This window comes from Bacteroides ndongoniae, assembly GCF_900108345.1.
Lineage (GTDB): Bacteria > Bacteroidota > Bacteroidia > Bacteroidales > Bacteroidaceae > Bacteroides > Bacteroides ndongoniae.
In genome coordinates this window covers 812,817-833,940 of record NZ_FNVV01000013.1, presented here as the reverse complement: position 1 = coordinate 833,940, position 21,124 = coordinate 812,817, and the positions used below count along the sequence as shown (strand labels likewise).

27 protein-coding genes and 1 pseudogene are annotated in these 21,124 nt (G+C 51.4%); 14 read left to right on the top strand and 14 right to left on the bottom strand.

Annotated features, from left to right (window positions below; all coding sequences use genetic code 11):
- Positions 1-88: 88 nt before the first annotated feature.
- The gene (locus BQ5591_RS07915; RefSeq protein WP_005807062.1) at positions 89-1,222 is read right to left on the bottom strand and encodes a site-specific integrase; all 1,134 of its coding nucleotides are present in this window, start codon (positions 1,220-1,222) and stop codon (positions 89-91) included.
- A gap of 410 nt (positions 1,223-1,632) precedes the next feature.
- Between BQ5591_RS07915 and BQ5591_RS07910 the strand changes: the two genes are divergently transcribed.
- The 14 genes from BQ5591_RS07910 to BQ5591_RS07845 all read left to right on the top strand — a co-directional run bounded on the left by BQ5591_RS07910 (position 1,633) and on the right by BQ5591_RS07845 (position 10,470).
- Positions 1,633-2,700, top strand: a complete 1,068-nt coding sequence (locus BQ5591_RS07910; protein ID WP_071149383.1) for a DUF6371 domain-containing protein — start codon at positions 1,633-1,635, stop codon at positions 2,698-2,700.
- Positions 2,701-3,002: 302 nt separating this feature from the next.
- The gene (locus BQ5591_RS07900; RefSeq protein ID WP_071148942.1) at positions 3,003-4,178 is read left to right on the top strand and encodes a site-specific integrase; all 1,176 of its coding nucleotides are present in this window, start codon (positions 3,003-3,005) and stop codon (positions 4,176-4,178) included.
- A 28-nt stretch (positions 4,179-4,206) separates the two neighbouring features.
- A complete protein-coding gene (locus tag BQ5591_RS07895) occupies positions 4,207-5,241 on the top strand; it encodes a site-specific integrase (protein WP_071148941.1) in 1,035 nt (344 codons plus the stop codon).
- Positions 5,242-6,266: 1,025 nt separating this feature from the next.
- Complete coding sequence (locus tag BQ5591_RS20785; protein WP_021963139.1) at positions 6,267-6,485, top strand: hypothetical protein; 219 nt, start codon at positions 6,267-6,269, stop codon at positions 6,483-6,485.
- On the top strand, positions 6,392-6,718 hold the full coding sequence (locus BQ5591_RS07890; protein ID WP_394331806.1) for a hypothetical protein: 327 nt from the start codon (positions 6,392-6,394) through the stop codon (positions 6,716-6,718). The genes BQ5591_RS20785 and BQ5591_RS07890 overlap by 94 nt, the downstream gene beginning before the upstream one ends.
- A 22-nt stretch (positions 6,719-6,740) precedes the next feature.
- The gene (locus tag BQ5591_RS07885) at positions 6,741-6,989 is read left to right on the top strand and encodes a DUF6926 domain-containing protein (RefSeq protein WP_071148940.1); all 249 of its coding nucleotides are present in this window, start codon (positions 6,741-6,743) and stop codon (positions 6,987-6,989) included.
- An 11-nt stretch (positions 6,990-7,000) separates the two neighbouring features.
- On the top strand, positions 7,001-7,417 hold the full coding sequence (locus BQ5591_RS07880) for a PcfK-like family protein (protein WP_071148939.1): 417 nt from the start codon (positions 7,001-7,003) through the stop codon (positions 7,415-7,417).
- A gap of 4 nt (positions 7,418-7,421) precedes the next feature.
- A complete protein-coding gene (locus BQ5591_RS07875; RefSeq protein WP_071148938.1) occupies positions 7,422-8,735 on the top strand; it encodes a PcfJ domain-containing protein in 1,314 nt (437 codons plus the stop codon).
- 27 nt (positions 8,736-8,762) lie between these two features.
- Positions 8,763-9,020, top strand: coding sequence for a hypothetical protein (locus BQ5591_RS07870; protein ID WP_071148937.1), 258 nt, complete (start codon positions 8,763-8,765; stop codon positions 9,018-9,020).
- Between the two features lie 11 nt (positions 9,021-9,031).
- Complete coding sequence (locus BQ5591_RS07865; RefSeq protein WP_021963145.1) at positions 9,032-9,253, top strand: DUF3873 domain-containing protein; 222 nt, start codon at positions 9,032-9,034, stop codon at positions 9,251-9,253.
- Positions 9,250-9,495 carry a DUF6956 domain-containing protein gene (locus BQ5591_RS07860; RefSeq protein ID WP_071148936.1) on the top strand — a complete coding sequence of 82 codons (246 nt, stop codon included), beginning with the start codon at positions 9,250-9,252 and terminating at the stop codon, positions 9,493-9,495. Before BQ5591_RS07865 ends, BQ5591_RS07860 begins: the two co-directional genes overlap by 4 nt.
- 53 nt (positions 9,496-9,548) lie before the next feature.
- A complete protein-coding gene (locus BQ5591_RS07855) occupies positions 9,549-9,755 on the top strand; it encodes a hypothetical protein (protein ID WP_071148935.1) in 207 nt (68 codons plus the stop codon).
- A gap of 53 nt (positions 9,756-9,808) precedes the next feature.
- Positions 9,809-10,114 (top strand): hypothetical protein, encoded by a 306-nt coding sequence (locus BQ5591_RS07850; protein WP_071148934.1) that lies wholly within the window; start codon positions 9,809-9,811, stop codon positions 10,112-10,114.
- Positions 10,115-10,242: 128 nt separating this feature from the next.
- Positions 10,243-10,470, top strand: coding sequence for a DUF7688 family protein (locus BQ5591_RS07845; protein WP_071148933.1), 228 nt, complete (start codon positions 10,243-10,245; stop codon positions 10,468-10,470).
- Positions 10,471-10,532: 62 nt separating this feature from the next.
- Here the strand turns inward: BQ5591_RS07845 and BQ5591_RS07840 are convergent, their stop codons facing one another.
- The 13 genes and pseudogenes from BQ5591_RS07840 to ltrA all read right to left on the bottom strand — a co-directional run bounded on the left by BQ5591_RS07840 (position 10,533) and on the right by ltrA (position 20,832).
- Positions 10,533-11,054, bottom strand: coding sequence for a glycoside hydrolase family protein (locus tag BQ5591_RS07840; RefSeq protein WP_071148932.1), 522 nt, complete (start codon positions 11,052-11,054; stop codon positions 10,533-10,535).
- Positions 11,051-11,542 carry a DUF3872 domain-containing protein gene (locus tag BQ5591_RS07835; RefSeq protein ID WP_083380904.1) on the bottom strand — a complete coding sequence of 164 codons (492 nt, stop codon included), beginning with the start codon at positions 11,540-11,542 and terminating at the stop codon, positions 11,051-11,053. Before BQ5591_RS07835 ends, BQ5591_RS07840 begins: the two co-directional genes overlap by 4 nt.
- A gap of 6 nt (positions 11,543-11,548) precedes the next feature.
- On the bottom strand, positions 11,549-12,460 hold the full coding sequence (locus tag BQ5591_RS07830) for a toprim domain-containing protein (RefSeq protein ID WP_071148931.1): 912 nt from the start codon (positions 12,458-12,460) through the stop codon (positions 11,549-11,551).
- Between the two features lie 3 nt (positions 12,461-12,463).
- Positions 12,464-13,021 carry a conjugal transfer protein TraO gene (locus BQ5591_RS07825; RefSeq protein WP_071148930.1) on the bottom strand — a complete coding sequence of 186 codons (558 nt, stop codon included), beginning with the start codon at positions 13,019-13,021 and terminating at the stop codon, positions 12,464-12,466.
- A complete protein-coding gene (gene traN, locus BQ5591_RS07820; protein WP_239464699.1) occupies positions 13,018-14,016 on the bottom strand; it encodes a conjugative transposon protein TraN in 999 nt (332 codons plus the stop codon). The genes BQ5591_RS07825 and traN overlap by 4 nt, the downstream gene beginning before the upstream one ends.
- Positions 14,017-14,097: 81 nt before the next feature.
- Positions 14,098-15,426: a conjugative transposon protein TraM gene (gene traM / locus BQ5591_RS07815; protein ID WP_205410626.1), complete on the bottom strand. Its 1,329-nt coding sequence runs from the start codon at positions 15,424-15,426 to the stop codon at positions 14,098-14,100.
- Entirely contained in the window at positions 15,395-15,667 is a 273-nt protein-coding gene (locus BQ5591_RS07810; protein WP_071148928.1) for a TraL conjugative transposon family protein, read from the bottom strand. The genes traM and BQ5591_RS07810 overlap by 32 nt, the downstream gene beginning before the upstream one ends.
- Before the next feature lie 7 nt (positions 15,668-15,674).
- Positions 15,675-16,298 (bottom strand): conjugative transposon protein TraK, encoded by a 624-nt coding sequence (gene traK, locus BQ5591_RS07805; RefSeq protein WP_004322024.1) that lies wholly within the window; start codon positions 16,296-16,298, stop codon positions 15,675-15,677.
- A 127-nt stretch (positions 16,299-16,425) separates the two neighbouring features.
- Positions 16,426-17,451 (bottom strand): conjugative transposon protein TraJ, encoded by a 1,026-nt coding sequence (traJ, locus tag BQ5591_RS07800; protein ID WP_071148927.1) that lies wholly within the window; start codon positions 17,449-17,451, stop codon positions 16,426-16,428.
- Positions 17,452-17,454: 3 nt separating this feature from the next.
- Positions 17,455-18,099 (bottom strand): DUF4141 domain-containing protein, encoded by a 645-nt coding sequence (locus BQ5591_RS07795; RefSeq protein WP_071148926.1) that lies wholly within the window; start codon positions 18,097-18,099, stop codon positions 17,455-17,457.
- Between the two features lie 33 nt (positions 18,100-18,132).
- Positions 18,133-18,543: a DUF3876 domain-containing protein gene (locus BQ5591_RS07790; protein WP_071149380.1), complete on the bottom strand. Its 411-nt coding sequence runs from the start codon at positions 18,541-18,543 to the stop codon at positions 18,133-18,135.
- Positions 18,544-18,580: 37 nt separating this feature from the next.
- A pseudogene (locus BQ5591_RS07785) lies at positions 18,581-19,063 on the bottom strand (TraG family conjugative transposon ATPase); the annotation flags it as partial.
- 113 nt (positions 19,064-19,176) lie between these two features.
- Positions 19,177-20,832, bottom strand: coding sequence for a group II intron reverse transcriptase/maturase (gene ltrA, locus BQ5591_RS07780; protein ID WP_071149379.1), 1,656 nt, complete (start codon positions 20,830-20,832; stop codon positions 19,177-19,179).
- Positions 20,833-21,124: the final 292 nt, after the last annotated feature.

Here is a 21,124-nt window from a genome sequence, read left to right as displayed (position 1 = left end):
AAAGGTATCGTTTTTCGATTGTATCTGCAATCGATGACGCCCTTAAAATATCTACTTGTAAATTTGACATGATATGGTATATCATTGGTCACTCAAACAATCCGTTGACCAGGTTGACCGCATCATCCTTTTTCTGGTTGATGATTTTGGCGTACACCTGTGTCATTTTCACGTCAGCATGGCCGAGCAGCTTGGATGTCGTATATAAGTCTGCTCCGAGTGTCAGCATCATCGTCGCGAACGTGTGCCGCGCCGTATGGAATGTAAAACGCTTGTTTATTCCCGCCGCTTTTGCCCATGGTTTGATAAGAATATTGACCATTGCTGGGGACGGCAGGTCAAACACATGGTCATCAGGAGTTTTGTCTCCACGCGCAGGCATCCACTTCAACGCTTCCGGGGAAAGCGGGAGATAAATCGGTTCTTTGGTTTTCTGCATGGAAACCGACAGACGGTATTGTCCACGGTCAACGAATACATCTTTCCATTGCAACTTGATTATATCACTGATTCGCAGACCGCAGAAACAAGAGAACAGATAGGCACCTTTCACGGATTCATTTTTCATCGGGGTTGCGATCAATGCACGCACCTCTTCAATGGTCATGTATGACCGTTTGCTTTCAGGCAGACGGATCTTTTCCGACTTGCTGATTTTCGTGAAAGGATTGGACTTGATGATCTCGGCCCTGACAGCCGCATTCAAGGCTCCGTTCAATACCCGGTAATAAGTATGCAGTGTGTAATTCGACACTCGTTTACCTCTGGAACGGTATTCGGACTGAAGGTAGTCAAGATAATTCTGGCAGAATGTCTTGTCTATTTGATCCATCAACATACGTTCTCCCGCGTAATCCTTTAAGATGCGTATAGTGATGTCAATTTGATAACCGTCCTTTTTGCCACGCTTGGCCTGGTTCTCCTTGTAGGTATTCATCCAGTCAAGCAGGTAAACTCTCTCTTTGGTTTCTATACCGGCCTCGCCGTTGGTCAGCTCGATAATACGTTTGGACTTGATGGCATTGGCGGCATTCATAGTCGCCTGATTCTGCCGACGGGCATTGTTATCCGTTTCCGGAATGAGATACAACTTAAGATATTCGTATGTTCGTTTTCCGAAACGGTATATATCAAGATACAGACTTTGGCTTCCATCTGCCAGCTTCTTTGTCCGAAGGCGGACAGGCTCTTTTACTTTTGTAGGCTTCTTTACTCGTGGCATATCGATCCCTTCATAATTTTGTTTCTGTTGCAAAGATATGAATAAAGGTCGATATTGAGAAACAAACGAGAAACAAAATTGTACCGAAAAAGAACCAATCAACTGAAAAGAAAGAAAACAACTGAAAACATCAAGTATACTATAATCAATTGTAAATAAGCTGTTTTATTTGCACTTGTTTAGCTCTTGTTTTCATTTTAGGGCTTTACTTTATAAATCTGGCAAATTTAATATGACAGACAATGAACCGTCACCTCCAGACTGCAACGGATGACCCCCTCGTTGCAGCCTGCAGTCTTTGCAGTTTTGCAGTTTCAGGGTTCTAAAAACAGGTATTTCCTGCAAGACTGCAGGAACTGCAAACTGCAAATGACGGTTTCCACTTGCAGGAATCCACAAAAGAGAGCATCATGACCGAATACAGATTCCATCTTCAGAAATACCGTCCGGGCAGCAAGACCGTCTGTCCGGAGTGCGGCAGGAAAGCCTGCTTCACCCGTTATATCGACGAGGCGGGAGAGATTTCCTTCCCTGACAGCGTAGGCATGTGCGACCATATCAACAGTTGCGGTTACCACTACACACCGAAAGAATACTTCCGGGACAATCCGGCTGTCAAAGAAAGATTGAATGGGCAGGAAAGGTTTGGCGGCACACCGATAGCTGCAAGACCGCCAGCAAGAGCATTGCCCGAACAGAAACCACGGATTTCTTTTCTTCCCTCTGATTGGGTGGAGCAGTCCATGCGCAGGTACGACATCAACCCCTTGTACCGATACTTTACCAAAGTGATGGGCAAGGAGAATGTGGACAAGCTATTCAGCCTATACAGGGTCGGTACCTCAAGGAGGTGGGGCGGTGCGACCGTATTCTGGCAGATAGACCGGAACAGCAACGTGCGTGCGGGCAAGATTATGGGCTACGATGCCGTAACCGGACACCGTATCAAGGAGCCTTTTAACCAAGTCAGCTGGGTGCATTCCGTGAGGAAGGTGCAGGATTTCAGGATGAAGCAGTGCCTGTTCGGAGAACATCTGCTGTCGGACAACTCCGCCGTAATGTCCGCCAAGCCTGTAGCCATTGTTGAGAGCGAGAAGACGGCACTGGTCGCCGCCCATTTCATTCCCGATTTCATCTGGCTTGCCACCGGAGGGATACACGGGTGCTTCAATGGCGAAGCGGTGCAGGCATTGGACGGACGGGAGGTGATTCTTTTCCCCGACCTTAAGGCAACGGAGGAATGGAGGCAGCGGCTGCCCATGCTGGAACCCGTATGCAGGCGTGCCACATGCTCCGACCTGTTGGAAAGAATAGCGACCGACGTACAGCGCAGTCAGGGACTGGACATCGCCGACTTCCTGCTGATGGAGGACACGCCGCAGATGATTCTCGCAAAGATGATAGAACGCAACCCCATGTTGCAGACCTTCATCGACACCTTCGGGCTCGAACTGGTGGATACCGGGAGGGTGGAATGACATTTGGCATCAGATACCTTTCCGCCATCCGCCCCTGCCAGTCCGATTCATCTCCGGGCTTGCCCGTGTGCCAGTAATAGACCCTATGAGGGAGCCTAATTTCCGATGTCTATAAACCATGAGAATTAAAGAGAAGATATTTTCACTTATTATCCTTATTTGCAGTTGTTTGCATATAGTTGCACAATTCCCTTCAATTCCGAAAAAATCCCATTTTAGACACATTTTTGTTACCCGTTTTTGTTTCTTTTTCGACTAAAGAGACTATATTTGCAGTGTGATTTCAAGATGCGAACGCACTTATGACGGACAGGAGTAACAAAGATAGCAAAAAATCGCCAGTCAAGATAAGGTTCAAGGCGATGAAAGACGGCCGCAGATCCATTTATCTGGACTGCTACAGTAACGGCCATCGCAGCTATGAATACCTCAAACTGTATCTTGTGCCGGAGACCGACGACAAATCATTGCGCCGGAATGAAGCCACGATGCGGAAAGCCGAGACCGCCTGCAGGAAGAAATTGCGGGAATTGGAAAAGTTACCGACCGAGAACAGACGGCTTATGGATACGCAAGGCTGTATCTCTAATAAGGACATATCCATACTGGAGTGGCTTTCCCGTTTTAAGGAGATACAGCGTAGCCGCGGTGTACATGATATCCATGCTATAGACCGGGTATGTGCCATCCTGTCCGAGATGAACTGTGGCGAGATAAAGGTCAGGGACATCGGCAAGGAGTTCTGCATTGCCTTTGTGGAATACCTGAAGACCGGATACAAGACAGCCAAAGGGGAAAACCTAAAGCCAAAGACTGCCTTCAACCACCAATGCACACTCGTGACCGCTCTCAATGTTGCCGTACGAGAAGGAATCATTCCCACCAATCCCATGAACCTACTCTCACATCACGAAAGGGCAAAAGCGAGCAAAGGGAAAAGAGACTATCTGACCATAGACGAAGTGAAGCGACTGATTGCGACACCTTGCAAAAACAATATGATTAAGAACGCATATCTCTTTGCCTGCAACTGTGGTTTGCGGCTCGGCGATGTCCGTAAATTGAAATGGGGTGACATAACGCAGGACAACGACAGATGGATACTTTCCGTCATCATGAACAAGAGCGAAAAGCCAATACATATACCGCTCGGCGTGCAGGCAAGAAGATGGATGCCCGGATGTGAAGACAGCGGGAAACACGATGCCGGCAGCCTTGTCTTCGAGCATCTGCCCGGAGACTCCCACATCAATGACATCCTGAAAATATGGGCTGCCGATGCCGGAATAGCCAAATCGGTGACCTATCACACAAGCCGACACACCTTTGCCACAATGCTGCTCACGCTCGGCGCAGACCTTTATACCGTTTCCAAACTTTTGGGCCATTCCCAGATAAAGAACACGCAGATTTATGCTGAAATCATCAACCGAAGAAAGGACGAGGCGGTCAATCTTATAGACAAAGTATTCGATTAAAAACAAACCCTTTATAGATGACACCACTATGGCAAAAGCGATAAAGACACCCAGACAGCCCAAGGTCAAGGAACCTGTCAGAGTTCGTTACAAGGCACTCAGTGACGGGAGCCAGTCCGTCTATCTCGACATCTACCGTGACGGCAAAAGGCAGTACGAGTTTCTGAAACTGTATCTTATTCCGGAGACGAATGCGGCAGCCAAGGCTCAGAACAAGGCCACACTTGCTGCGGTTAACACCATAAAGTCGCAGCGCATCATCGAGCTGACCAATGGAGTAGCAGGGCTGAAGAACACCTCCCTGCGGTCGAAGATGCTGCTTCTCGACTGGATGCAGGCATACAAGGAGAGTCAGGAGAAAAAAGGAGTGCGAGGAAGTGGCAAACTGATATCCAACACGATGAATGTGCTGCGTGCCTTCAATGCAAAGGCGACCATGCGGGACATAAACCGCGACTTCTGCCTTGCCTTTATAAACTTCCTGCGTAACATCTATGTAAGCCCGAGTGGTAAGAAACTGTCGCAGTTCACCTGCGTTTCCTACTTCGGATGCTTCCGGGGAGCGTTAAATGCAGCAGTTAGAGAGGAAATCATTGCCGAAAATCCGGTAAACCGGCTTAATACGGACGAGAAAATCAAGATGCCGGAGAGCAAGCGGGAGTTCCTGACCATAGACGAGGTCAAGATTCTTATAGACACTCCGTGCAGACGGGAGGATGTCAAAGGAGCGTTCCTGTTCTCCTGCTACTGCGGCTTGCGAATCAGCGATGTACTGGCCCTGAAATGGAAAAATGTGGATAGTTCCGCTGAGCAGTGGCGCATCAATATCATCATGCAGAAAACCCGTCAGCCTCTTTATCTTCCCCTCTCCATGAACGCAAGGAAATGGATGCCGGAACGGAACGGAGCCGGAGATGAAGACCTTGTATTTCCCACATTGCCATGTGAGGACACCTGTAATGTACAGCTCAAACCGTGGGTCAAGGCGGCGGGCATAACCAAGCATGTAACCTATCATGTCAGAAGACATAATAAAAATTATATCTATCTAAATATGAAGTGATTAAGACTGAAGCGAAATAGACTTGTTAACGGTTTAGAAACCAGCGAACTTCTATATTCTTCCTCATTTTGCATTAAACGAAAGAACTTTCTTACTTTTGCAAAGGTACAAAACTTTACCCGTTTTCACGAATTTCCTAAAACTTTTTTTCATTCACGATTTCATTCCCTTGTTATTTTCACCCCTTCTGAAAGCCACTTCCGACTTGTTGCGTAGAAGCCGCTTTCAGAAACGGCACAAGCAAAGAAAAGCCCACGACGACCACAATGTCACAAGTGACACAGCCCTCGTCGTGGGCACTTCTTTTATATGCTTGTGCAGAACGGACAAGTCCGTTTTATCCATTTTCTTTTTCTCGTCTTCTTTTAGCAGCCGAAATGCCGCCGGATGCAGGGCACGGCAAGCGTGAATCTGCACCTGCGACTATTTCCGGCTGTCATGTCTTCCCTGTCCTCAAACCGTCTTGCCATGCTTTTGCCAAACCGGGCATGGCAGACAAGACCGTTTGAAGACATGTGCCGTCGGCAGAAAACTTGCAACCGCAAGCCATGCACGCATGACAATGACGGTTGCAGGACTTCTGTCACGGCGGCAGGAAAGCGGGGCTTTCCCCTTGTCCGTTGCGCCGCCCTTTGAACTTCCCCGTGGCGCGTTGCGCCATCCTCTATGCTCCCCCCTTTTCCTTCCCGCCTCTCCAGCAAGTATGCCGATATTCCCATGCCGCCATTCCAGACGGCATCAGTGGGGCATTTTCGTTGCAGGGGCAAAGGTAAAGACGGGATTAGGAACACAAATTTTTTAGCCACAATCTCCACACTTCGCAGGCTCAGGTAGTATTCTGTCGAAAAAATTTGCTGAACCTACTCCCTAACCTTTGCATGGCCCCAGAAACGAAAACGACCGATGCGCGGTCGGAAGACGTCACAAGGAAACATCGGACATACGGAGAGGCGAAAAGAAAAAGGACTCGACCCGACCTCCTCATCCGAGCAAGACAAGTAACAACAACTTAAAAATTGGAAGATATGAGAATGACATTGAACGACATCGGAAAGGCTTTGCGGAAAGTATTGTCCGCAGTAGCGAGAGCGGCATGGGGCATTACCCTTTGCGCAGGAGGTTTGGCGGTAGGCATCGCAGGGGAAATCCTATTGGGCGTGTTGAACTTCATGTTCGGCATCCTCACCGCACTACTTTCAATAGTGACAATTATTTGGACATTCATTTGGTTATTAACCCTTTAATTCATAAGGATATGGCGAAAAGAAACAGCAAGACGGCAGCGCAGCAATGCAGGTTTTACGAGGTGGACAACATCTTTGAGTATATGGTTGAAACGTACATTAACGGCAATTTCGGCACATTCCGAGAAATATACAAGGAGTTGTGCAAGGATGCAAGAAAGGACTTCATTGACTTTCTTTTAAGCGAGGTAGAGCCAATCTATTGGAGAGAGATTTTGAAAGAAACCATTTGACAACCAATCAAAAGAGAACCTTATGAACAAGACAACGGAAAAGATACCCACATGGAGTTTAGGGTACATCATCAACGGTGACATGACGGGACTGACGGACGAGGAAATCCGCATGATTGACGAATGGTTGAGCAAGTGGAAAGTGCAGATTGTCTCACCCCTTACGGACGAAGAAGGCAACACACAGCCCTATTTCTCACGTTATCCCCTTTTCGGACTTCCAGCCGAAGTGGAGGACTGCGACATACTTTACACGAATGACAACATCTAAAATCTGACGATATGAACAAGACAACAGACCATTTCAAGCGTACAATCCAAGCCTATCTGGACAACCGTGCAGCGGAGGACAAACTGTTTGCAGCAAATTACAACAAGCCGAACAAGAACATAGAGGATTGCGTGACCTATATCCTCAATTGGGTACAGAAAAGCGGCTGCAACGGCTTTACGGACGGTGAAATCTATTCCCAAGCCGTCCACTACTATGACGAGGACGACATTGAAGTGGGCAAGCCACTGCAATGCCAAGTAGTCGTGAACCATACGGTAGAACTGACTGACGAGGAAAAGGCGGAAGCACGGCAGCAAGCCATCCGCCAATACCAAGCCGAGGAATTGCGCAAGTTGCAGAACCGAAACAAGGCTAAGGCAAGCCAAAAAACAAACGCACAACAAGTTGAACTCTCATTATTCTGAACCTATGAAACCGAGAAACAAATTCGAGAAAGCGGTACTTGCACAGAGCAAGAAACTCCGCCCCATAACCAAAGCACAGATGAATTGGGCTTTCCGTGAGTGCATTGACCATTACGCCCACCGTTTGCCCAAAGGACGCACCACCTGCATGGACTGCGGTCATAGCTGGATTATGGACAAACAGACAAAATACTACACTTGCCCCGAATGTGGGGCAAGGCTGGAAGTGGTAACAAGTTATGTCCGCAAAGTGCAGCAGAAACAATACTTCACCGTTCTTACCACGTGTGGGGAATACCAAGTGCTGCGTATGTACCTCCTTTTCGTGGAGATGGAGAAAGGTTGCAAGGCTGACCCCTATGTACTTGAAATCGGTCAGTACTGGTGGAACAAGGAAGGACGCACGGCGGTTGTCGGCAAACAGCGGATTTGGGGCAGGTATCTTGACCTTTTCTCTTTTGCCTCTCCTATGGCTATCCGGCAGGACAACATCGCATACGACCACATCGCCCATTCTCCGATATACCCTAAATTCAAGGTGACGGACACGTTACGCAGAAACGGTTTCAAGGGTGACTTTCATGGCATTGTGCCGACCAAGCTCATCCCTGCATTGCTTTCGGACAGCCGTGCGGAAACCCTGATGAAGTCGGGCAATATCGAGCATTTGCGCTATTTTCTCTCCAAACCGCAAGCACTTGACAGATGTTGGCACTCGTACAAGATAGCCATGCGGAACAAATATGCCATAACCGACCTATCATTGTGGTGCGACCTTGTATATCTGTTGGAGAAATTGGGGAAAGACCTGCGCAACCCCCATTTCATCTGCCCGACCGACCTCAAGGCAGCCCACGACCTATATATGGAGAAAAGACAAGCCCAATTGGAGCGTGAACGGGAGCAACAGCGCATTGCAATGGAAGCCGAGCGGTTGGAGCGTGAGCGGAAACGTTTGGAGGATATGGTGAAAGAGAAAGACGAGTATATCCGAAAGAAAGCCGCTTTCCTCAACCTTGTACTGACGGACGGACTAATCATTGTAAAGGTATTGCAAAGCGTGGATGAGTTTTACGAGGAAGGGAAAGCCATGCACCATTGCGTCTATACCAACGCTTACTACAATGATGAAAATTCGCTGATACTGTCCGCACGAATTGACGGAGAACGCATCGAAACGGTGGAAGTGGACTTGCAGACGTTGAAAGTGGTGCAGAGCCGTGGCGTATGCAACTCCAACACCGAATACCACGACCGTATCATCAAATTGGTGGAGGACAATGCCGAGCAGATACGGCAGCGGATGAAAGCGGCATGATTGTATAACAACCTAATAAATACAGATATGGAAGTGAAAATAGAAAATATGGTTTTCGGATGGCACGAAGAACTGCCCGAAATGTTTATCGAATTGTTGAACACGCTTGTACTGACAAAGAACGAGCAGGATGTAAGGGGTGTAATGGAGGTATTCGCCCGAAAGGAACTTTTCAATGCTCTTTTCGCCTTTGGATATGGCGCACACCATTTATGGGTGACGCAGAAAAAGGCATCCGACCCCGACCAATGTTTGGAGAACAGATTACTGATTGTTGAATTTTAATTGATAAGGCTATGACAACGAGAATGACCATTAACGGAGTAAGCACCTGCCAAACGGCAGGAACGGAGAAATACGAGAGTTTCCAAATGAGTATCGGTAGGAAAAGGCGCACTTTCGTGCAATACGACTATCGCCATACAGACGGAGAGTTGTTCTCCTGCGTGAAACCCACTTTGGACGAGTGCAGGCGGCTGCGTGACGAATGGATTAAAGCGAAGGAGGACAGGCTATGACAGCAGGCTATGATACGCTGATAGTTACGTTCAGCGACCCAATCAAGGTATTGGACAATATGTTTTCCGATGTGGACGCATGGGGAACTGACACCCTCAAAGGATGGGTGGAGGACTATGAAAGTACGAGGTTTACGCAAATAAACGAGCATACGGCAGTCATCACTTCCGAATACAACATGCCCTGCGTAAAGGAATGGCTCACACACTGTACGACTATCGCCGAAATGAGAGAATTTTGAGTGCGTGGCGGTGAACACCACCTCCCACACTTACCATTAAAAGAAAAAGCATCATGAAATACTATTTTATACTGACAGACGGCAAGGACGCATGGTTGCAGTTCGTTTACCTCCCTTCGGGAGATTATGTGTCCGGCTATATCCGTGACCTGCGGAGCGTGGGAGTATCCGTGCATGACTATGACCTATGGACAAAAGATACACGCCCCATTGCCGAGCGTACCCTTGAAAATATCCGCCAGCGGATGAACTTCAAATAAAAAATCGGGGTGGCAAAAGCCACCCTTAACAAAGGACAACTTAAATATAAACGATGATAGCAAAGACGATTTTAGAACAGATGGGCGGACGCAGGTTTGCCGCCATGACGGGCAGCAAGGATTTCATAGGCTTGCGGAACGGGCTGCAAATGAGCCTTGCGAGGAACAAGACTTCCGCCAACCGCTTGAAAGTGATATTGGACGAGGATACAGATACATACACCATGTATTTCTACCGCCAGTCCATGACTAAGCACTTCGACATCAAGGTCAAGGAGATTGCCAAGTACGAGGGAGTGTATTTTGATATGTTACAAGACATATTCACGCAGGTAACGGGACTATACACCCGTTTCTGACCCTTCGGCGGGTGGCGGAGTTTGCCGCCCGCTACTTTTGACGGTGAGCAGGAGGCGGCTCAAAAGTAGCAAAAAGCCCTTTTGTTCCCATCTTCGATAAATAGGTATCATAAAAATAATTACATGATATGGACGAAATCAGACAGAACGGCAAGACCGTGTTATACAGCGAGGACGGGAGAAGCATCCCTATGTTCTTCAATAATCTGACAGGCAAGAATTTCAGCGGCAAGGAATACGAGGACTATATCCGATGTGTCGCTTTGACAGACATGGGATTTAGTCCGGGTGTCATTGAACTTTGCAGGAACGGTAAGACCATCAAACAAGGTGTCATACCGAATGTGATACCATAAATGCCATACAAGGAAAAAGAACCGATGAAATTGCTTCATCGGTTCTTTTTTATCCCATAGCCTCACGGCTCATATAGCAGCAGGAACTCCATTTTGCGCCGCCGCTCTATCGAGCGGACGGTTTTGCCCTTGTACCGGCAGTAGGCTGTGTATTCACGGTAAATGTCCCTGTTTCCGGCTTCCAGCTTGCGGACAAGCCTGCTTTTCGGATGCCCTCCATGACCGAGCAGCACCCCTTGCCCCACGTTGTAACTGAGAACCGTAAGCAGGAGCGCGTCCTTACCATACTTGCGGAACAGCCTGTAACGCACCGCCAAATCCTTGCGGAGCAGGGCTTCGGCTTCCGACTCCGTCATGCCGTAGGACAGCTTCTCGTTTGGCAGCCTGCGGTGTCCGTAGCCGTAATACGGGTAGTCGGAACGGTCATGCAGCCCCTCATATTTCTTCACCAGTTCGACGGCTATGTCCGCTTTCGGGTGGCTGTTGAACAGCGCCAGCAGCCGTGCCGTTTCCTCCGTATCCTGTGCCGGCAGGCTGCCGCAGAGGACAGCCGCCAGCAGCAGGAGTAACGCCTTGCGCATCATCGGCTGACGTTCAAGGTGTCCGACACCGCTGCATCCGAGTCGTTGTTGAACTCGACTTCCCACTCGAAGGCATTGCCGAAGTTGTCCTCCACCGTGATGGTCAGGCTCTGCGACTCGTCGCACTCCGAGGTGTAATACAGGCGGAACTTCTCGTTCTCCAACAAGTAGCGGTCGTTGGGCAGGAATACCAAGCCGTTATCCAGCTTCAGCGTGCCCTCGCCGTCGTATTGGAAATAACGGATGGTATAGACCGCCCCGTCAAATTCGCCCTCACGCACCAGCTCGCAGCGTATCTCCGCCGTTTCGCCCTGCGCCAGTTCCTTCGGCACGGGCATGGTCTCCACCGTGAACGGGTAGGCTTGCGTCACGTCCAAGTCATCATCGCAGGCGGTGAAGCCGAAGGAGAGCATACCCACACAGAGGGCAGCAAAGGTTCTTACTATGTTTCTTTTCGCTTTTTGTCTGTTGTCCAATTTATTCATGTTCATAATCTGTTATAGTCTGATGGATTTGTTTTTCTTTTCGTTCTCGCTTTGAGCCTGCCTTTCGGCAAGCACCCTTTGCAGGTGCTCGTTCAAGTCCTTGCACCCGTCATAGATGCCGGAGCAGTCCGATACCCTTCCGCCGTAACGTGCAAGCAAAGCCCCCAGCGTCCGCCGCCCGGCTTCGTCATTGTCAAGGTAGCACTTTATCCGCCCGTAGCCGTCCAGTTGGCGGTACGCCCTCGCCACGTTGGACACCGAGTTGAGCACGAGGTGGTCTTCCTTGCCGCCTATGCCCAGCGCACGGGCGGAGAGGTAGTCCATGAAGCCCTCGTACACGTTGCAGGACGCCGAGCCGACCGACAGCAGAGTCACGTCCTTCGGCGGCACGCAGCCCTTGAAGAACGGGTTGCGTATCTCGTAGCCGCCGCTTTCGTTGCCGAAAGCCACGGCGAAATACCGCTTGCCGTGCGTGGTGTAGCGCATCTCCTTGCAGTTCGCAATGGCGACGGCGGACGGTATGCCCCTCTCTTGCAGGTAATGGAGCAACGCCCGGTTCTGTAAAGGCAGCACCTCCACATCCTCGAAGCTGTGTCCGTCGGAACGGTGCGTATCAACGGCTTTTTGCGGTCCATAGTCCTGTGCCGGCATACCCGCCACTTCCGCCACATACCTCGCTTGCGTGAGGAAGTCGCCCGTCTTGATGAACTCGCCTGCCAATGCGAAGATGTTGCCGCCCTTGCCCTCGCCGAAGTCAAACCAGAGGTTCTTCTCCGGGTTTACCTTGAAGGAAGGCGTATGCTCCTCCCTGTAAGGCGACCTGTACCAGACGGCATTGGCACGCCTTTGCACGGGATGATGCCCCAGCCGGGCGAGGAAGTCCTCTATCGGAAACCGTTTCATCGCTTCTATGTCCATAGGCATCCGTCAGTTGATGATGAACTTGACACCTATCCCGTACTCCGTATGGCACACCCCCATGCTTCCGCCCCAGAGGAAACGCTCCCTGAGCGAAGCCGTCAGCGCGATGAAGTCCGCGAGGTACACCTCCATGTCCAGCGTGGCGGCGCAGCCATAGACGAAAGCATCCCCGTTGTTCAGCCTTGCCCCGTCGTACAGCGTCTTTTCGCCCCAGTTCACCGTTTCATATCCGGCAAGGGCTGACGCGCCCGCATAGAGGAACACCACCTTTTTCGCGTCCGACAGGAAGTTGTAGTAGAAGCCGCCCTCCGCCGTGAACTGCGCCGCAGGGATGGTCGTACTCCTATAATCATGGTTGGTTTGCAGGTATTCCACCCCGTACACCCACTTGTTGCCGCCTCTGGCGTAGCTTGACAGCGTGGCTCCCAGCACATAGCCGTCCGCCCCGTTCAGCCCGGCTTTCAGTTCGATGCCCCGCATCTTCGGCAGGCACCGCTGGGCTTCCGCCCGTCCTGCCAGGAGGACGGACAGAAGCGTTATAAGGAAAAAGACTCTCACTTTCATCGCACGCGCAGTTCGTTGATGGTTTCAGCCTGTACCAAGTCCTCGTTCTCCACGGTGAACGTCTGGTGGCGTCCGCCGTCCTTCTCGTTCATCTCCACCACGAGCTGCTTGCCGTCGGGGATGGTGAACTTCGGAAGGCAGAACACCGTGCGCTCGGACTGCTTCCCGGCTACACGGACGGCGTAGTTGTAGGCGCGGAGCGGGAACAGCACCTGTTCCTGCATGGCGGTACGCTTCGCCACCTTCTTGTCCACAATCTTGAACGTGATGTAGTCCACGTCAAACGGCACGTTGCTCTGGTTCTTGATTTCCGTGTGGAAATACAGCAGGTCATTGTGGACATAAATCCCTTTCAGCAGGTACTGGATGCCGAAACGCTTGCAGCCGATGTGCTTTACCTTGCGCTTGTCCTCCTTGTGCAGCGACTTCATGATGAGGTGCACCAGCATCGGGCTTTCGCTTCCCAGTTCCTTCAGGTAGATTTCCTGCGCGTTGTTCGGTCGGTTCACCGTGCTGCCGTCGTGGATAAAGTCCTTCATTTCCACGTTCAGGATAAGCGGCTCGTCGGCGTACTTCACGTTAAAGGTATAGAAGCTGCCATCCTCCGTGATGACGCTCATGTTCGTCTCGCTGCGGAAGTCCCTGACCGTCGCCTTCACACGGATGACGTTCTCCGCGCCGTCCGCCTTGCCCGCTATCAGGTTGGGCGAACCCAGGTCCACGTAGCGCACCGCCGCCGGAAACAGGATGTGGACGGTCTTGTCATACGTGACTTCCAGACCGTGCGGCGGTATCATGCGGTCGAACATCAGCTTCTTCGTCAGACCGTGGTACAGGTCGCCGTCCTCCTCCGTCTGCGGATAGACGTCCTTCACCAGTTCCAGCCCGTCCTCCTTGGCGGTGGCGGTGCTGTCGTTCGTCACTCCCTGCGCGTAGGTCGCACAAGCGATGCCCATCAGCAGGGCAAACATTGTCATTACTTTCTTGATACTCATTTTACGTTGGATTTAGTGGTGATTAAAAATTGGTTTGTTGATTATTTTTTCTCTTTTTTCGCCTTTATGTTTTTGGGCTGTTCATTCCTTTTCTTGATACAGCAGCACCTTGTACCCCGATTTCAGATGCACCTTGACCGTGCGCATCATTTTCGAGATGTACTGCGAGATGCCCTGTATCGCCCCTCGCCCCAAGTCGGAGGCGAGCTGCGCCCCCGCGTCGGTCGATATGTTGATGCTGCTGCCGAGCGAGCTGCCCATGTTCGCCCCGATTTCCTTTGCCGCGTCTATCTCCATCGAGCCGGGGATGAAGATGCCCGCCTGCCCGTCGCTGTCGTACACCTCCAGTTCTACCGGGATGATGCTTCCCCCGTGTTCCAGCGAGGTGATGCCGATGCCGAGCCTTTCGCCCTGCAACCGTGCCGCGCCCACAAGGAGCGTGTTCCGGGGGATGACGCGCCCCGACACGCGCATCGGCTCCAGCAGCCGGAGCTTCACCGTCTGCCCGTCCGTAACGGTCTGGTCGCCCTGCACGCAGGCGGCGATGGTGTTCTTTTCCGACGCTTCCACCGTGCCGATGGCGGTGTGGAAACCGTAGTTCCGTTCACCTGCGTAGTCCGCGATGAAAGCCGAGTCCGTCATGGGCTGCGGCAAGGCGGACACCACCGCCGGACGCACCCCGCTTACCGGTTCCGCCTTCATGTTCCTTTCGTCAGCCTTGGCGGATGTTTCCGTCCCTTCGGGCTGTGCGGTCTGCCCGGCATTGCCTTTCCCGTTCTGGTATCTTGCCGCCAGTTCGTAGGACTTTTCCAAGAGCGCGACCTGTTCCTCCATCGAGGACGGCTTGCCCTCCTGCGCCATCAGCATGGCTTCCAGTTCGTCAATGCGTTCCCGAAGCTCCTCCTTTTCCCGGTCCTCCTTCGGCGGCTCGTAGAACGTGCCCAGCGAAGTGTTCAGCCGCTCATAGGCGGCAGCGGAGGTGCGTATGCCCGCCTGTTGCTTATCGGCACGCTCATTTTCGGACGGTTCCGTCTGTGTCAGGCGGTAGTCGTCCGATGCAGCCGCCGTGTCCGGCTTTTCCGCGCCGTCGTGCCAGAACGAGGACAGGTCGCCCACCATGCCCCGGCGTTCTTTCTGCCGGTTCTCCAACTGCAACTGCTCGTAGGCTTTCGCCTTGTCACCGATGATTTTCGAGTCTTCGGGCAGGGGCATGTCCGTGTTGAATCCCTGACCCTGCTTCGCCTTCTCCCTGTCCTCGGAGGACGGTGCGAAGATGAGCCACATGCAGCCCAAGAATAGCAGTCCCATCAGCGGATAGACCAGCATCTTCCTGCGCTGCTGCCGCTGCTGTTCGGTCAGCGGCTTTTTCTCTTTCTGTTCATTTTTCTTCTGTTCCTTTTCCATACACATTATTATATAGGTTCATATTCTCCTGCACAGGCAGGTCCAATTTCTCGATGTGCCGCATCTCCATTGCCCCGTTCCCCTTGCCGAAACCGGCGATGGCGGTGACGGTCATGTACAGGCAAAGGACGGCGAAGAGGGCAAATGCCGTGAGGACTATCCCCAGACGCGCCTTCGGCGGCAGGGCTTCCAGTTTCCTGCGTACCCCGCCTTTCAAGCCTTCAATCAGAGTTTTCATCTTTCCCATACGCGCATCATCTTTCTATGGTTCGGATGTCCTTGTTCTCCAGCACCGTGAAGCCCTCGATGGTAAAGCCGTTGGGGTTGTCGTCCGAGCGGCTCGCGTTGAGCAGGCGGCAGGCGGTCACAAGCGTGCGTTCCGTCACGTTGCTCTCGCGGATAATCATCTGTCTTGCGTATGTCCTCGCCTCGTAGGGGTAACGGTCAAAGTTGCACACCACGCTGTCCACCTGAAGCACTTGGTTGATGTTGCCGGCGATGATGCGGTTGTAGAAGCCCTTTTCGGCGAAGTCGGCGTAGTAGTTGTACGCGCTCTTGTCCGCCAAGAGCAGGGCACGCTTCACGTTGTGCTCTATCGCGCTTTTCTCCGGTGAGAGCGTGAAAAACAGCTCATGGAAACGGCGCACGTGTTCCCTCGCTTCCGCCGGACGGTTCTGCGACAGGTCCTGCGAGAGCGCGAGCATCAGGCTCTTGCCCCCGTCGAGGACGTATATCTTCTGCCGCTGTGCCTCGGCAAAGCGGAAGGCGCACACCACCGAGCAGACCACCACGAGGGCGCAGGCTGCCGTATAGACGATGCCGAACAGACGTATCTGCCGGAAACTCGTCTCGATGTTCTTTAGTGATTTGAATTCCATTTTCTTTTCGTCTTTCTTTTTCTGTTTGTAAAATCATGTTTCGGTATCCTTTTTCCGAAGTGGCACTTCGGGGAGGTCAGAGTGGCACATAGGCAACCCCAATGTGCCACTTCGACCGTTCCGGCTGTTACCTCTTGAACACCTTTCCAGCCGTTCCCTTGATGAGCTTCCCGGCACGCCCCGCCACGTTTCCTGCGGCTGCACCTGCCACGCTGCCGCCCAAAGCCCCGGCGGTCCCGATGTTCTTGTTGTAGCTGCCGATGCCGCCTCCGGCCTGGATAATCCAGCCCGCCACCGTCGGTATGGTGAAATAACCCACGATGCCGATGATAAGGAATACGATGTACACCCCGTCGCTCGCGTCCAGCGAAAAGTTCGGGTCGGTCTGCATACGCTCGATGTCCTGCTGGAGCATCAGTATCTGGATTTTCGCCAGTATGGTGCTGAACAAATCCGACACGGGAAGCCACAGGTAAATCTGTATGTAGCGGCTGAACCACGCCGAGAGCGTCGAGTGGAAGCCGTCCCACACGGAGAAGGCGAAGGCTATCGGTCCCAGTATGGACAGTACCACGAGGAAGAACGTCCGTAGCGTGTCGATGATGAGTGCGGCTGCGGCGAACATCAGTTCAAGCAGTTCCCGGAACCAGTCACGCACGCTTTTCTTGATGTTGTACGCCGCCCGGTCCATGTACATCCCTGTCATCGTCACCATGTCCGAGGGCGACCAGCCCAGCTCGTCCAACTGGCGGTCGAACTCCTCGTCCGAGGCGAGGTAGGCGGTTTCCGGGTTGCGCATCAGCGCCTCATACTCCAGTTTGTCCTTCTGCTCCCGGTACTCGTTCATGTCGAAGGTCTGCTCTTCGAGAATCCCGTGTACGCCCTGCACGATGGGACTCAGCACGCTGTTCATCGTGCCCAATACGATGGTCGGGAAGAACAGGATGCACAGACCTAATGCAAAAGGTCTCAGCAGCGGGTACACGTCTATCGCTTCGGCACGGGCGAGCGACTGCCACACGCGCATCGCCACGTAGAACAGTGCGCCCAGCCCGGCAAGCCCTTTCGCCACGCCCGTCATGTCCGCGCAGAGCGGCATCATCTCGTCGTAGAGCGAAAGGAGTATCTGGTGAAGGTTGTCGAACTCTCCCATAGCCTACCAGTACCTTTCGTTAGCCGTTCCGTACAGCGACATCACCCGGTCCATGTCGTTCTTCTTCCTTGCCCGCAGGTAGCTTACCGAGATGGTCTTGCCCGTGTAGTAGCGCACGAGGTTGCGGTAGTTCATCAGGCTGCGGTAGGCGTTGTCGATAATCGCCAGCCGTTCCGCGTCCGAGAGCGACATCCCCGTGACGTTCACCACGTTCTTCAGGTCTTGCAGCACGTCCGAGCTTTCGTCTATCAGCATGGCGTAGCCCGACGAGATGGCGGCAAGCTCCTCCGGTGTATAATTCTCGTCCGAGAGCATCTTCTGGTAGTTTTCCACGTAGATTTCGGAGATTTCCATCACCAGCCCGATGCTCTTCGTCACCTTCACGCCGCCTCTTACCACGTCATGCACGGATTTCAAGGCGTCGTAATACTTCTTGCCCTGCTCGAACACTTTCTTGGTTTCCAAAAAGCCGTTCAGGGTGTTCGCCTTCGTGCCCGCCGTCTCCACCATCTCCTTGGCGGAGTTGATGATGCTCTGGGCGAGGTTGCCGGGGTCGGACACCACCCACTGGGCGTTTGCCGTGCCCGCACCCGTGAGGCACAGGCAGACCGCTATCAGCGGCATTTTCAGTTTCTGTTTTATTCTCATTCACGTTGGATTTAGTGGTTCGTTGTCTTTTCATTATTCTTCTTTCTTTTCGCCGTCCGAAGCATTATCCGTGTCCACCCGGATGTAGTCGCCGTTCGGCGAGAAGGTCAGCACGTCCGTTTCCTCGTTGTACGCCACGTCGATGCGGAAGCCCGTGTTCATGTAGAGGTTGCCGTTCTCCTCCCGTTGGAGCAGGTAGGTTTCCGGCTTCAGCCTGCGGCGCACGCCCGACCGCCGGAACAGCGTCACCTTGTAGTGTTCACCCTCCTTGTACACCAGCACATCGGGTCCCGCCTCCGCACTCTGCCAGTTGCCGCAAATCTTCTCACGGACATCCTCGTTTTCCTTCATTACCGTTTCGCAGGCTTGCAGCATCAGCGATGCCAAGCCAATCAGACCGCCGCAAAGCAGCAGCCGTTGTGTTTTTGTCAGTTCAATGTTCATTTTCTGTTTCAATTTTTAATGTCGTTGAATAATCTGTTTACTGTTTTTCTTCTTTCCGCCTTTCCGCTATCTGCCGTATGGCGGCTTCCATGTCACCGCCCAGCTTCTCCGCCAGTTCGCGGACTTCCATCTTCTCCGTTTCCTCCGTCGTGTAGGCGAGGTACTCGTGCATGGACACCTCCGTGGCGTACACCGCCGACTGCGTGCCGCCCAGCCCTATCCAGACCTCCTTGTACCGCCTTGACGGGTCATTGGACTGGTTGATGGAGAGTATCTGCGACTTCTCCTTTTCCGTCAGCCCCAACAGCCCCTGTATCTGGTCAAAGCGGTTCATAAACTTCCGTTGGTCGAGCAGTATCTTGCAGTCCGAGTTGTTGATGATGCTCTCCTTCACGATGGGCGACGAGATGATGTCGTCCACCTCCTGCGTCACCACAATCGCCTCGCCGAAGTATTTTCTGACCGTCTTGTACATATAGCGCAGATAATCAGCCATGTTCGCCGAAGAAAGGGCCTTGCCGGGTAGGTCAGGGGCATTACTGCCCCTTTCCCCCCTCAGAACCGTACATGAAAGTTTCCAATCATACGGCTCAAGCAGTGTTAAATTTCTATTTAATAGAAACCAGCTCATAGTTACATCTTATTAGTTTGAATGACTTTTCTTCTACAGCTGTCATGCAGCAGGAAATTTACTTTCTTGCCATTGACTATTTGTTGGGAAGTTCCCCAAGGATGTTCCTTGTCTATGGGTTTACCACATACGGGACATAAATGGTTCTGTCTTTCCCACATGTACAGCAATGATTTTCTACCGTTGAGCGACTGTAGCATCTTGTAAGTCTTACGCTTTTCAAAATACTCTGTCCATTCGGGGTCAAAGGGATTTGCTTCACCTTTTATCTTGACATATCGGGTAATCTTTGTGTCATACAGCCTTTTCAGTGCAATCCTGTCATCAGTCTTGCCTTTCTTGAAGTTTGCCACGAAGCACCAGTTGCGGTTTTTTACCCGTGTAAAGTACCGGTCGGCAATCCAGTATTTGCCTTTCTTGGGGTGTCGTCTCTTAGCCCATTGCCATAACTTTTCAAATATCAGGTAGTCAGCTTTTCTGAATGTGTCAGAAGCCACACAATTCTTATAGTAGTTTACCCAGCCTGTTATCACAGGATTCAAGAGCCTTATAAGTGATTCCTGTTTGCTTCCTTTATTGGAATCAATGATTCCCCGGATTTTCTGCATGAATTTCTTCAGGCTCTTTTTGGACGGTTTGATTAGAAGCACTCCTTTGTATTTTCGGATATTGTACCCAAGAAAATCAAATCCGTCATCAATGTGTGTAATCTTTGTTTTCTCTTCCGATAGGGTTAATCCCCTTTCCTTGAGAAAGTCTACTACTAACGGTTTGATTTCTTCCAAAGCTTCCTTGCTTCTACCCGTGATGATAAAATCATCCGCATAGCGTACAAGATGTACTTTGGGATAGTAGGTCGTTTTCCTGTTTACAAATTTCTTGTGATACTTCTCTGCAAGCATAGTTTGCAGCCCGTCCAGTGTCATATTCGCAAGAGTTGGTGAAATGATACCGCCCTGTGGGGTACCCTCTTCCGTGGGGAATAGCTCCTTGTTGAAGACAAAACCGCATTTGAGCCATTTCCGCAGCATCACTTTATCCATAGGGATATTGTTCAGCAGCCATTCGTGGCTGATGTGGTCGAAACAACCTTTGATGTCACCCTCCATAATCCATTCGGGAGAAGTTTTCTTTGCAAGGACACAAAAACATTGTTCCCTTGCATCTCCAGTACTTCTCTCTTTACGGTAACCGTAGGAATTACTGTCCGCAGTTGTTTCCGATACAGGTTCCAACGCAAGCAGGTATAATGCCTGCATAGCCCTGTCTTTCATCGTCGGGATACCTAAAGGACGTAGTTTCCCATTACTCTTTTTGATATTGACCCTTTTTAACGGCTGGGGCTTGTAGCCTCTTCTTTTCAGTTCACCGATAGCCTTGAATCTGGCATTGGGAGTTGACCATTTCACCTTGTCAACGCCTGCGGTGTCACTGCCACTGTTTGATGTAACACGCTTTACGGCTAAAGCTTTAGCGTAAAACGAATGCGTTAGCACCCATTGCAAGGATTTCACCTTGCCGTGTTTGCCCGCCTTTTGAGCTTTTACAATACGTGCTTGTAGCTTATTAACCGCTATCTCACACTTGTTCCAGTCTATGCTTTCCCAAGTGCTCCATTTCCGGTCAGTAGATGCACACGATGTTTTAATCTCGTTCATTTGCTTTTCTCCTTTAATAAGTTCTATAAGTTTCTTGTAAAACATCCACCATGCGGAAGTCTGCCCACTTTCGTGTGAGGTGATGTTTCAACCTCTATCCGTTCCGTTACAGAACGGCATTCGCTTTCTCCGCATTCCTCTGCCCGCACTCCATTCGGCTTCACTTACGGTCTGCTTACCTGCTGTTAACAGGAGAAGTACGGGTTTACCATGTTTCTCGTATATGACAAACGAATGGGTTAGAATCCGTCTATCCGCCGGCAGTCGTTATGTCCGTGTAACCTTAGCATGG